This is a genomic window from Pseudomonas sp. BIGb0381, assembly GCF_024809815.1.
Classification (GTDB): domain Bacteria; phylum Pseudomonadota; class Gammaproteobacteria; order Pseudomonadales; family Pseudomonadaceae; genus Aquipseudomonas.
In genome coordinates this window covers 121694-135776 of record NZ_JANUEN010000004.1, presented here as the reverse complement: position 1 = coordinate 135776, position 14083 = coordinate 121694, and the positions used below count along the sequence as shown (strand labels likewise).

Below are 14083 nucleotides of genomic sequence, written 5' to 3'. Positions count from 1 at the left end.
AGCATGGGTCAAATCGCCTCTAGTTCGCTCAAAAAGTCACGAAGGTCATCAAAATCTTCCGCAGTGCCTGCACGGAAGGTGGCAGCGGCCTGCACATAGGCGCGCAGCGTTTCGGTCTGGAACACTTCCACCAACGGCACTTCCAGGCCCAGCTCGGCCTGGACCCGCGAGGTGATCTGGATCGCCAGCAACGAGTGGCCGCCGACTTCGAAGAAGTTGTCGTTCAGGCCCACCTGCGGCAGGCGCAATACCTCGGCCCAGATCGCGGCAATCTGCTGTTCAAGCTCGGTTTCGGGGGCCACATAGGCCTGTTGCAGCAGGCTCGCATCCGGCTCGGGCAAGCCCTTGCGGTCGAGCTTGCCGTTGGGGGTCAGCGGCATTTGCGCCAGGAACATGAAGTACGTCGGCACCATGTAATCCGGCAGGCTGGTTTTCAGGGCACGGCGCAGGTGGTCGCGGAACTCGGCTTCGTTGACCAGGCTGGCGTCGGCCGGCACCACGTAGGCCACCAGCTGTTTGCCGGTCGGGCCTTCCTGGGCCACCACCACGGTTTCGCCGACGTTGTCCTGCTCGCGCAGGCGCGCTTCGATCTCGCCCAGCTCGATACGGAAGCCACGGATTTTCACCTGGTGGTCGACGCGACCGAGGTAATCCACCACGCCATCCGGGCGCCCACGGGTCAGGTCGCCGCTGCGATACACACGACTGCCGGGTTTGCCGAACGGGTCCGGCACGAAGCGCTCGGCGGTCAGCGCCGGACGTTCCAGGTAACCGCGGGCCACGCCCTCGCCACCCAGGTACAGCTCACCGGCGACGCCGATGGGTTGCAGGTTGAGTTGCGCGTCCAGCACGTAGCCGCTGCGGTTGCCCAGCAACGTGCCGATTGGCGCGTAGACGGCGCCGCAAGGATCGCCTCGACGGGCTTTCCACAGCAGCGGCGTGACCACGGTTTCCGTCGGGCCGTAACCGTTGAACAGGTAGGTCGGCTTGAGCGCGCGCCAGGCCAGGTCGTAGCTGGCCTGTGCCACTGCGTCACCGCCGAAGCAGTAGACCCGCACCTTCGGCGGGTTGCCGTCACGCTCGGCATGTTCGGCCAACTGCTGCAGGTACACCGGAGGGAACACCGCCATGGTCACGTTGTGACGGTGCATCTGTTCGTAGGTGTACTCGGGCAGCCATAGGCTGTCGTCACGGATCAGCACACTGGCGCCATTGATCAGCGGGTGCATCCAGCCTTCGTGGGAGCCGTCGAAGGCGAAGGACATGAAGTGCAGTTCGCAATCGGCCGGGGACGTTTCATAACGCTCGCCAGTGGCAATGATATGCGCCACCAACGGCCCATGAGAGACCGCCACGCCTTTGGGCATGCCGGTCGAGCCGGAGGTGTAGATCACGTAGGCCAGGTTGTCGCCGTCCAGTTTCACCTGCGGTGCCGTGTCGCTGAAGCCTGCCCATTGCTCGGTGCGATCAATCGCCAGGCTGTCCAGGCCTTCGGGAATCGGCAGTTGCTGCAAGGCACTGGTGTGGGTCAGCAGCAACTTCGCACGGCTGTCCTGCATCATGTACAGCAGGCGATCACGCGGGTACTCGATATCCAGCGGCACGTAGACGCCGCCGGCCTTCATCACCGCCAGGAACGCCACCATGCTCTCGGCGCTGCGCGGCATGGCAATCGCCACCCGCACTTCGGGACCGACGCCACGGGCGATCAGGGCGTGGGCCAGGCGGTTGGCCTGGCGGTCAAGCTCGCCGTAGCTCAGGGTTTGCGCGTCGAATTTCACCGCGACTGCATCCGGTTTTTCCCGGGCGCGGTCGGCGACCAGTTCGTGCACCAGGCGCTTGGCCGAAAAGCCGGCGTCGGTCTGGTCCCACAGTTGAAGAATGTGTTGTTGCTCATCCTGGCCGAGCAGGTTGAGTTGGCTGATGGCTTGCTGTTGGTCGGCAACCATCGCCTGCAACAGGTTTTGCCAGTGGCCGGCCATGCGCTCAATAGTGGCTGGGGCAAACAGATCGGTGGCGTAGCTCAGGGAGGCTCGCAGGGTCGCCTGGCTTTCCTCCACATCCAGTGCCAGGTCGAACTGGGCCACGCCTTCATCCCAGCTCAGCACCTCAACGTCCAGTTCGGTGAGGCGCTGCAGGTGATTGGCTGCCGAGGTCACGCGATGGTTGAACATCACTTGGAACAGTGGGCTCAGGCTCATGCTGCGCTCGGGTTGCAGCGCTTCGACCAGCTGTTCGAACGGCAGGTCCTGGTGGGCCTGGGCTTCGAGGGAACGTTGGCGTACCTGGTGCAGCAGTTGCACAACGCTCATCTGCCCGTGGATATCGGCCTTGAGCACCTGGGTATTGACGAAGAAGCCGATCAGCCCCTCGGTTTCCAGGCGATTGCGGTTGGCAATCGGCACCCCGACACGCACGTCTTCCTGGCCGCTGTAGCGGTGCAGCAACGCCTGGTAGGACGCCAGCAGCACCATCGGCAACGTCACTCCGGCGCCCTGCGCCAGGCGACGCAAACCGGCCAGCAGCTGCGGTTGCAACTCGATGCCCAGGCGTGCGCCACGATGGCTTTGCACGGCCGGGCGCAGGTAGTCGAAAGGCAATTCCAGCACCGGCTGCGCGCCACCCAACTGTTCACGCCAGTAGGCCAGTTGACGGGCCTTCTCTCCCGCCTCCATCCATTGGCGCTGCCACACGGCATAGTCGGCGTACTGGATCGGCAAGGCCGGCAGGGTTGGCGTCTGCCCGTGGCTGAAGGCGGCGTACAGTTGCACCAGCTCCTCGACAATCAGTTGCATCGACCAGCCATCGGAGACGATGTGGTGCTGCACCAGCACCAGCACATGTTCGTCCTCGGCCAGGCGCAGCAACCGGGCCCGCAGCAACGGCCCGCGCAGCAGGTCGAATGGCTGCGCAACGACGTCAGCCACCCGTGCCTTGAGGCCGGCTTCATCGGTGTCGGCCAGATCGATTTCAATCAGGCCCGAGTCTTCAATCACTTGGACCGTGCCGGCGGCGTCCTGGCGCAAATGGGTGCGCAGGCTTTCATGGCGTGCCAGCAAGGTGTCGAAGCTGCGTTGCAGCGCCGCCAGGTCCAGCGGGCCTGTCAAACGCAAGGCGCTGGGGATGTGGTAGGCGGCGCTTTCGGGGTCGAGTTGCCAGAGGAACCATTGGCGTTCCTGGGCATACGACAGCGGCAACGGCTGGCTGCGATCGGCCTTGAGCAGCGCCGGCGCGACCACGCCCTTCTCACCCAGGGCCACCACGAAGTCACCCAGCAACGGGTGTTCGAACAGGGTCTTGAGCGCCACTTCCAGCGCCAGAGCCTGGCGTACCCGCGATACCACCCGCGTGGCCAGCAGCGAATGCCCGCCCAGCTCGAAGAAGTGGTCGTCGAGGCCGACCTGGGGTACGCCCAGCACCTCGGACCAGATCGCCGCGACCTGTTGTTCGCGCGGGGTGACGGCGGCCACATGGCTTTTCAGCAACAGGCGGGTATCGACCTTGGGCAAGGCCTTGCGGTCGAGCTTGCCGTTGGGGGTCAAGGGCAGGCTGTCGAGGAACATCACGTGCGCCGGCACCATGTAGTCCGGCAGGCGCTCACGCAAGGCCGCTGTGTAGGCGTGCGCCGGCTGTGCCGCAGACGTCACCAGGTAGGCGATCAAGCGGTCGTTGTCGGCGAGCACCACGGCTTCGCGAACGCCTTCATGCTCGCGCAGGCAGGCTTCGATTTCGCCCAGTTCGATACGGAAACCGCGCACCTTGACCTGATGGTCGACCCGGCCGATGTACTCCACCACGCCGTCGGCACGGTAGCGTGCCAGGTCACCGCTGCGGTACAGGCGCTCGCCCGGCGCGCCATACGGGTTGGGCACGAAACGTTCGGCGGTGAGGGCTGGCCGCGCGTGGTAGCCGCGCGCCAGGCCGACGCCGCCGATCAGCAGTTCACCGGCCGCGCCCACCGGGCATGGGCTGAGCCCGGCATTGAGGATGAACAACGCGGTGTTGGCGATCGGTCGCCCGACCAGAGGTTGCGCCTCCAGCAGGCGATGGGCCGCCGACCAAATGGTGGTTTCGGTGGGACCGTAGAGGTTCCACACCGGGCCTTGCAGGTCGAGCATGCGCTGGGCCAGGTCGGCCGGCAGCGCTTCGCCGCCGCACAGGCACTTGATGCCGCGCAGCACGTCGGCACGCGGGCTTTCCAGCAGCATGCGCCAAGTGGACGGCGTGGCTTGCAGCACGTTGGCGGATTGGGCGGTGACCAGGTCGATTATCGCCTCCGGGTCGAGCGCCAGTTCCTGGCCACTCAGCAGCACCGTGGCGCCGACTGTCAGCGGCACGTACAGCTCCAGGGCAAAGATGTCGAACGAGAACGTCGTCAGCGACAGCACCCGCGCCTGCGCGCCGATGTCCAGGGTGCCGGCCATGCCGCAGGTAAAGCTGCACAGCGCCTGGTGCGGCACCATCACGCCCTTGGGCTTGCCGGTGGAGCCAGAGGTGTAGATCACATAGGCCAGGTGGTGTGGCGTGACGCTGACCTGCGGGTTGTGTTCGTCACCGCCGGCGTCCTCGACCAACAGCACCTGCAGGCCTTGCGGTTGCACCAGGCGCCCGATCAGCGGCGACTGAGTCAGCAGCACCTGGGCGCGGCTGTCTTCGAGCATGAACGCCAGGCGATCGGCCGGGAATTGCGGGTCCAGCGGCACGTAGGCGCCACCGGCCTTGAGGGTCGCAAGCAGGCCGACCACCATGGGCAGGGAACGCTCCACATGCACCGCCACCCGCACGTCCGGGCCGACGCCCGCCGCGATCAGGCGATGGGCCAGGCGGTTGGCGCGGCGGTTGAGTTCGCTGTAGCTCACGGCCTCGCCGTTGAATTGCAGCGCGATGGCGTGCGGCTGCGCCAGGGCTTGCGCTTCGAACAACTGGTGGACACAGCGCTCGCGTGGGTAGTCGACGGTCGTGTGGTTCCAGTCTTCGACCATCTGCTGCCATTGCGATGGGTTGAGCATCGCCAGCTCGTCCAGAGCCTGGGAGGCATCGTTGACCACTGCGCGCAGCAGGTTCTGCCAGTGCACAGCCAGGCGCTCCAGGGTGGCGGCGTCGAACAGGTCGGTGGCGTAGGTCAGGGATGCCCAAAGGCCGTCGACGGACTCCTCGGTTTCCAGGTTGAGGTCGAACTGGGTCGTGTGACCGGTCCAATCCACCGGCTGCAGATCCAGGCCAGGCAGTTGCACCGGGCCGGCGCGCAGGTTGTCCTGGTGATTGAACATCACCTGGAACAACGGATTATGGCTGAGGCTGCGTTCCGGTTGCAGCGCCTCTACCAGTTGTTCGAACGGCAAGTCCTGATGGGCCTGGGCCTCCAGGGCACGTTGCTTGACCTGGGCCAGCAACTGCTCGAAGGCCATCTGCCCGTGCAGGTCGGCCTTGAGCACCTGGGTGTTGACGAAGAAGCCAACCAGACGCTCGGTTTCCAGGCGATTGCGGTTGGCGATCGGTACCCCGACACGAATCTCGGCCTGGCCGCTGTAGCGGTGCAGTAAGGTCTGGAACGACGCCAGCAGGAGCATGAACAGGGTTACGTCCTGGCGCTGGGCGAGTGCCTTGAGTTCGGCCACCAGGGCGTTGTCCAGGTGTACCCGCCGACGCGCACCGCGATGGCTTTGCACCGCCGGGCGCGGGTGGTCCAGGGGCAGTTCCAGCACCGCGTGTTCGGTACCCAGGCGTGCACGCCAGTAATCAAGTTGGCGTTGTTTCTCCCCGGCCGCCATCCAATCGCGCTGCCACACGGCATAGTCGGCGTACTGGATCGGTAAGGCCGGCAACAGCGCCTGGCCTTGATACAGCGCCAGCAGTTCGTCGACCATCACTTGCATCGACCAGCCGTCGGAGATGATGTGGTGCTGGGTGATCACCAACACATGGTGCGCGGCCGTGATCTCCAGCAGCATGACGCGCATCAGCGGGCCGTTGAGCAGGTCGAACGGACGTTGGATTTCTTGCGCGACCGCCTGCTCGATGGCCGAGTCTTGCACCTGCTGGCGTTGGATCACCACCGCCAGGTTTGGCTGGATGACCTGCCAGGTGTGCTCAGCCTCTTCCACGAAGGTGGTACGCAACGGTTCATGGCGTTGCACCAGTGCCTGGAATGCGTGTTCCAGTGCCGGGACATCCAGCTCACCGCGCAGGTGCAATGCGGTCGGTACGTGGTAGGCGGCGCTGCCGGGGTCCAGTTGCCAAAGGAACCATTGGCGTTCCTGGGCGAAGGACAGTGCCAACGGTCGGTCGCGCCCCAGGGCCACCATCGGGCGGGCAGTGCCGGCCTGCACCCCTGCGCAGGCCACCGCGAACGCTTCCAGCGTGGGCTGTTCGAACAACGCTCGCAACGGCACTTCCAGCTTGAGCTCGTGACGCACGCGGGAGATCACCTGAGTGGCCAGCAGCGAATGGCCGCCGCGTTCGAAGAAATGGTCATCGAGCCCCACCTGCTCGACGTGCAACACCGCTTGCCAGATCGCCGCCAACTGCATGTGCAGCGGGCTTTGCGGAGCGCGGTAGGCCTGCCGCGCCTGGCTCAGGTCCGGCAGCGGCAGTGCACGGCGGTCAAGCTTGCCGTTGTTGTTCAACGGCAAGGCATCGAGCACCAGCCAATGCCCCGGCACCATGTAGTCCGGCAAGGACTGGCGCAAGACCGCCGCCAGCGCCTGGGTATCCAGTGGCTGGCCGTGGGCCGCGACCAAGTACGCCACCAACTGCGTGCCGGTGGCACTCGGCTGCGCAACGACGGCAGCTTCGCGCACCCCCGGCAGGGCTTGCAGGCTGGCCTCGATTTCGCCCATTTCGATACGGAACCCGCGGATCTTCACCTGATGGTCGATACGCCCCACGTACTCCAAGGCGCCCGCCTCGTTGTAACGGGCCAGGTCGCCACTGCGGTAGAGCCGCGCACCGGGCACCGCCGAAAACGGGTCCGGGAGGAAACGCTCGGCGGTCAACGCCGGGCGGTCGAAGTAACGCTGGGCCAGGCCGAACTCGGCGCCGATGCACAGCTCGCCAACGCCATCGGTGGCCAACAGTTCGAAACCGCTGTCGAGTACGTACAGCGAGCGGCCAGCGATCGCCCGGCCAATCGGCACGCCGAACGCATCACTGGCATCCGCCAGTTGGCACTCATGCACGCTGGACACCACGGTGGCCTCGGTCGGCCCGTAGGTGTTGACCAGGCGCACGCCGCCCAGGCCGGCCGCGTGCCAGGCGCGCAGCCCTTCCACCGACATGGCCTCGCCGCCTACATGCACCTGGCGCAGGTTACCCAGGGCACGACCATCGGCCGCGCACTCTTTGGCCAGCAGGTACCAGTAGGCCGCCGGCAAGTCAGCCAGGGTCACGCCCTGTTCGACGATTTCCCGTGCCAGTTGCCCGGCATCCCACAGTTCATCGCCACGCATGATCAACGCGGCGCCCACACACAGCGTCGGATAGCACTGTTCGACAAAGCCGTCGAAACTGAAGGTCGCGAACTGCAGCACGCGGTCCTCTGCACACAGTTGGCTGTAGACCTCGGCGCTGTCGCAGAATTGGCCGAGGGCCGCATGGTCGATGGCCACGCCCTTGGGTTGGCCGGTGGAACCCGATGTGTAGATTACGTAAGCCAGATCGGCAGCGGCAGCGTGGGTGAGTGGGTTGCTGGCAGGGTAGCCGGCCAGCTCGGTACCGGAGACGGTGAAGTCCAGGCGGGCCAGCCCTTGCGGCAGCGGCAGGTCGGCCAGTAACCCGGTTTCGCTGAGCAGCAGGTCCAGACGGCTGTCCGCCAGCATGTAGGCCAGGCGGTCGGCGGGATAGTTCGGGTCCAGGGGCACATAGGCCGCGCCGCTTTTGAGCACGGCCAGCAGGCTGACGATCAGTTGCGGGCCGCGCCGCGACGCCAGGCCCACGCGCTGGCCCGAGCCCACGCCCAGCGCCAGCAGACGATGGGCAAGCCGATTGGCACGTTCATTGAGCTGGGCATAGCTCAAGCGTGCTTCGCCAGCCTGCACCGCCAGCGCGTGCGGTGTGGCAGCGGCCTGGGCCGCGATGCGTTCGTGCACGCGCGAATGGCGCTGGGCCGCGCCCGGTGATTGGCTGAGGGCAAGCACGTCGCGTTGTGCGGTGGCGTCAAGCAATTGCAGGTTGCCAAGGGGCGCCTGGGCATCGGTGAGCAACTGCACCAGCAGGTGCTGCAGGTTGGCGCTCAAGCGGGCGACCTGCTCAGCGCTGAAGCGGGCCCGGTCGTAACTGAACTCCAGGCGCAGGCTGGCTCCCAACTCAATGCCCAGGGTCAGCGGGTAATGGGTGCGTTCATGGTTGTGCATACGGCCAAACGTAAGGCCTGCGGGCGCGCCCTGCTTCAGGGCCTCGGCCACCGGGAAGTTTTCAAACACCAGCAAGGTGTCGAACAATGCGCCCTGCTGGCCGGCCCAGCCTTGTATGTCGTACAGCGGCACATGCTCGTGGTCACGCAGGCTGAGGTTCAGGGTTTGCAACTCGTTGAGCCATTGGGCGGCCGGCTGGGCTGGCGACGGCGCGCTGACAATGGGCAGCGTGTTGATGAACAGGCCCAGTTGCTGCTCGATCCCCGGCAGCGGTGCCGAACGCCCAGCGACGGTGGCGCCGAAGGCCACGCAATCCTGGCCGGTGTAGCGCTGCAGCAACAGGCTCCACGCCCCTTGCAGCACGGTATTGAGGGTGATTTTCTGACGACGGGCGAACTCGCCGAGGGCCTGTGTGAACTCGCCCTCGAGGATCAATTGATGCTCAGCCGTGCCCAGGCCATCGACCGGCGCGCGCAGCGCTTGCGCGAGCAAGGTAGGTGTTTGCAACGGCGCCAGGGCGGCTTTCCAGAACGTCTCACCCGAGGCTTGCTGTTGCAGCCAGCCGAGGTAATCGCGGAACTGCCCCAGCGGCGCGGGCAAGGCCTGGCCGGCATAGTGAGCGATGACTTCACCCAGCAACTGGGCGTTACTCCAGCCGTCCATGAGGATGTGGTGGCTGGTGAAGATCAGGTGCCAGGCGTTACCGGCGCCCCGCACCAGCATCAGGCGAAACAGCGGCGCGGCATTGAGCGCGAAGCCCTTCTCGCGTTCAGCCTCGGCAAGCGCATCGAAGTCGGCATCGATGTCTTCGATCACATGCAACTGCATGTCGACCTGACGCAGGATCACTTGATGCGCACTGTCCAGGCCCAGCCAGTGGAAGCTGCTGCGCAGAATGTCATGGCGGTCCAGTGCAGCCTGCCAGGCGCGGCCGAAAGCCAACAGGTCGAGGCCGTCGATATCCAGGCGCAACTGGTTGATGTACGCCTGGGCTTCTGGTTCGTAGAGGGTATGGAACAACATGCCCTGCTGCATCGGCGACAGCGGATAAAGGTCGGCAATCGCCGGCCCCGCCACCGGCAACGCGTCCAGTTGCTGTTGGCTCAAGCGTGCCAGTGGGAAGTCCGAAGGGGTAACCTGCCCTGCCGGGGTGGCTCGGCAATGCTCGATCAAGGCCTTGAGCTCTGCCGCGTAGTCATCCGCCAACTGCTGCACCGTTGACGCCTCGAACATCTCGCGGCTGAAGCCCCATTGCAGGGCCAGTTCACCGCCGTACACCTGCCCTTCGACCGTCAGCCAGTTGGCCAGCGGTGCCTCGGCATCTTGGGCCTGGCCGCTGCCCTGGGTGGCCGGAATAAACAGCGCGGATTCGTTGAACTGGCGGTCGAACTGGCCCAGGTAGTTGAAGGTGATGCGTGGCACGGCCAGGTTCGCCAAGGCTTCGCGGGCAGCAGGCGGGCCGAGGTAGCGCAGCAGACCATAGCCGATGCCTTTGGCGGGCACGGCACGCAGTTGCTCCTTGACAGACTTGATCGCGGCCGACAGCTCACCGTCGGCTTGCAGGCGTACCGGGAACAGGCTGGTGAACCAGCCGACGGTGCGGGTCAGGTCGACGCTGTCAAACAGGTCTTCGCGGCCATGGCCTTCCAGTTGGATCAGTGCGGCGTTCTGGCCGCTCCAGCGGCTGACCACCCGCGCCAGGGCCGTGAGCAACAAGTCGTTGACCTGGGTACGGTAAGCCGCTGGCGCGTCCTGGAGCAGTTGACGGGTGTGTTCGGCATCAAGGCGGATTTCGAGCTTGCTGCCCAAGCGGTTTTGCAGGCCGCCCTGGGGGTTGTCGCACGGCAAGTCCGCGTCCACCGACTGCGCCTGCCAGTAGGCCAACTGGTGGTCCAGCGTGCGGGCATGGGCTTGCAACTGTTCGGCCCACAGCTGGTAGGCGCTGGTTTTGGCCGGTAGCGATGCCTTGCGGTAAGCCTGTTGCAGGTCTTCCAGGACGATACGCCAGGACACACCATCGACCGCCAGGTGATGGATCACCAGCAGCAGGCGCTGGCTGCCATCGGCCATGCGCACCAACGCGGCACGCAGCAGCGGGCCTTTCGCCAGGTCGAGGCTGCGCTGGGCCTCATCGCACAGCGCCGCCAGCTCATCGTCGCTGCCGGCGTGGGTTTGCCACAGGCCCGACTCGGTGACTGGCGCGGCATAGGCTTGCTGCCAGCCGTCGGCCTGTTGCACAAAACGCAGGCGCAAGGCGTCGTGATGGTTGATCACCTGAGTCAGGGCGGCTTCCAGGCGTGCCGGTTCCAACAGCTCGCGCGGGGTCAACAACAACGATTGGTTCCAATGCTGACGCATAGGGATCGCCTGGGCGAAAAAGCCCTGCTGCACCGGGGTCAGGATCACCTCGCCGCTGGCAGGGCCTTGGTCGATCACAGTGGTTTGCTCGAAGCTTGCCACCAATGCCAGGCTGCGCACGCTCTGGTACTGGAACAGGTCGCGTGGGCTGAGGCGAATCCCCGCCTGGCGCGCGCGGCTGACCACCTGGATGGAGATGATCGAATCGCCGCCCAGCTCGAAAAAGTTGTCATCCAGACCGACTTGCTCGACACCGAGCACATCGCTCCAGATCGCCGCCAGGGCTTTTTGCAGGGTGTTTTCCGCAGCGACATACGCCTGTTGCGGCGCAGTATCGGGCACCGGCAGGGCTTTGCGGTCGAGCTTGCCGTTGGCGGTCACCGGCAGCTTGGCCAGGTGCACCAGGTGGGTCGGCACCATGTATTCCGGCAGGCTGCCGAGCAGCCACGCCTTGAGGTCGGTGGGCGCCTCGCCCTCCAGCACCAGGTACGCCACCAGTTGCTTGCCGCCGTGTACCAGCACCACCGCCTCACGCACCGCCGGGTGTTGCATCAGGCGCGTCTCGATTTCGCCGAGTTCTATTCGCAGCCCGCGCAGCTTGACCTGGTGGTCGAGGCGGCCAAGGTATTCGATCACACCGTCGTCACGCTGGCGCACACGGTCGCCGGTACGGTACAGGCGCGCGCCGTCACCGAAGGGGCTGGGCACAAAACGTTCGGCGGTCAGTGCCGGACGGCGATGGTAACTGCGGGCCAGGCCGGTGCCGCCCAGATACAGCTCGCCGGACACGCCGGCAGGCACCGGGTTGAGCTGAGCATCGAGCACGTAGTTGCCAAGGTTGGCAATCGGACGGCCGATGGGCACGGCGTCACGGCCTTCGTCGATGCAGGTCCAGTGGGTCACGTCGATGGCCGCTTCGGTCGGGCCGTAGAGGTTGAACAAGCCGGCCTGGGGCAGCTTGGCGAACACCTGCAATTGCGCGTCCAGGGGCAAGGCTTCGCCACTGCACACGATGCGCTTGAGGCTTATGCAGGCCTGCACGCCTGGTTCATGGATAAACGCCTGGAGCATGGACGGCACGAAGTGCACGGTGGTGATCGCGTGCTCGCTGATGGTCTCGATCAGCCGCGCCGGCTCGCGGTGTTCGCCAGGGGCTGCGACTACCAGGCGGGCGCCGGTCATCAGCGGCCAGAAGAACTCCCATACCGACACGTCAAAGCTGAACGGGGTTTTCTGCAGCACCGCGTCACTGGCATCGAGGCCGTAGGCCTGTTGCATCCAGCACAGCCGGTTGACCAGTGCGCGATGGCTGTTGCCGGCGCCCTTGGGCTTGCCGGTGGAACCGGAGGTGTAGATCACATAGGCGAGGTTCAGCGCGTGGATGTCGACGGCGGGCGCTGTGACGCTGTAACCGTCGAGCCAGCCTGGCGCCTGGTCGAGGAGCATCACCCGAATACCTTCGCCAGGCAGCAGCGGCAACAGGCTGTGCTGGCTCAGCAGCAGCTGGATGCCGCTGTCTTCGATCATATAGGCCAGGCGTTCCTGGGGATATTCGGGGTCGAGCGGGACGTAGGCGCCGCCGGACTTGAGAATGGCCAGCAGGCCGATGACCATCTCAAGGGAGCGCTCAACGCAGATACCCACCAGGGCGTCAGGGCCGACCCCCTGCTCGCCCAAGGCATGGGCCAATTGGTTGGCGCGGGCGTCGAGTTGCGCGTAGGTCAGCGTGGTCGCGCCGAACACCAGCGCCGGCGCATCCGGTGTGCGCTGTACCTGGTCTTCGATCAGGTGATGAATACCGCGCTCGGTCGGATACGCTTGCGCGGTCTGGTTCCAGGCGTGCACCAGCATGTGTTGCTCATCGGCGGCCAGCATCGGCAGTTCACCAATGCGCTGCTCGCCATCGGCGACCATGGCCTGCAACAGGCTGATCCAGTGGCGCGCCATACGCGCGATGGACGGCGCGTCAAACAAGTCATTGGCGTAGGTCAGCGCAGCGTGCAGGGTGCCGGATTTTTCATAGGTGTCGAGGGTCAGGTCGAACTGGGTGGTGCGGCCTTGCCACTCCACCAGGGCCAGTTCCAGGCCGGAGGCGGTGCTGACCGAGGCGATATCGGCCACCACCGGCTGATGGTTGTACATCACCTGGAACAGCGGCGTATGGCTGAGGCTGCGCTCGACATTCAGGGCTTCCACCAGGCGCTCGAACGGCAGCTCCTGATGGGCCTGGGCGCCGAGGGCATGCTCCTTGATCCCTTGCAGCAACTCGGTGACCCGGGTTTGCCCGCTCAGCTCAGTGCGCAAGACTTGCGTGTTGACGAAGAAGCCGATCAGCCCCTCGACTTCCGTACGGTTACGGTTGGCGATCGGCACGCCGACGCGGATATCGCCCTGGCCGGTGTAGCGATGCAGCAGCACATTGAAGGCGCCGAGCAGCAGCATGAACAGGGTGACGTTGTGCTGTTGCGCGCAGGCGCGCAACAGCGCGGCCAGCGTCGGGTCAATCGCGAAGGTTTGGCGGGTGCCCTGATAGCTGGGCATGGCCGGGCGCGGGTGGTCGGTGGGCAGTTCCAGCACCGGATGCTCATCACCCAGGCGCGCCTGCCAGTATTCCAATTGACGGGCCTGCTCCCCCGCTTCCAGCCAGCGCCGCTGCCACAAGGCGTAGTCGCTGTACTGGATCGGCAGCGCCGGCAATTGCGGCGCTTCGTTGCGCTCGTGGGCGTCGTAAAAACGGATGAACTCGTCGATCAGCACGTTCATCGACCAGCCATCGGAGACGATATGGTGCAGGGTCAGCAGCAGCACGTGCTCCTGGGCATCGAGCTTGAGCAGTTGCACGCGCAGCAGTGGGCCGTGCTCCAGGTCGAACGGCAGCAGCGATTGGCGGGTGGCCGCGTCGTTGACGGCGTGTTCGCGTTCGGCCGGGGCCAACGCCGTTAGATCGAACTGTTCAATGGCCAACGACGGCGCTACGGCCACCTGCATCAAGCGTTCATCGGCCTGGCGCTGGAACACCGTGCGCAGGGTTTCGTGCCGGGCCACAAGGCTGGCGAACGCCTGCTCCATGGCGCCAAGGTTCAGCGCACCCTTGAGGCGCACCGCACCCGGCAGGTTGTAGGCGCCGCTGCTCGGGTCCAGTTGCCAGAGAAACCACATGCGCTGTTGCGCGTAGGACAGCGCCTGGCGGTCCTCTGCCTCCACGCCGGCCGGAATCGGAAACCGCGAAAAATCCACCCCTTCTTTCTGCAGTGCCTGCAGGAACAGCTGGCGTTTTTCCAGGGGCAACCCGATAAACCGGCGAGCAAGTTTCAAGGAGTCTTCAGCATTCATTTGTTGGAGTCCGGAGCAATAGGCAGGAAGCACAAAGGCAC

The 14083-nt window shown here is 65.3% G+C and carries 1 protein-coding gene; it reads right to left on the bottom strand.

From position 1 onward, the window contains the following. Positions 1 to 8: 8 nt before the first annotated feature. Positions 9 to 14042: a non-ribosomal peptide synthase/polyketide synthase gene (locus tag M2397_RS14065; RefSeq protein ID WP_259243685.1), complete on the bottom strand. Its 14034-nt coding sequence runs from the start codon at positions 14040 to 14042 to the stop codon at positions 9 to 11. Positions 14043 to 14083 lie beyond the last annotated feature (41 nt).

Bases quoted from the DNA above. Each gene is read 5' to 3' on its own strand.
- M2397_RS14065 (WP_259243685.1), bottom strand. From the start codon at position 14,042: ATGAATGCTGAAGACTCCTTGAAACTTGCTCGCCGGTTTATCGGGTTG.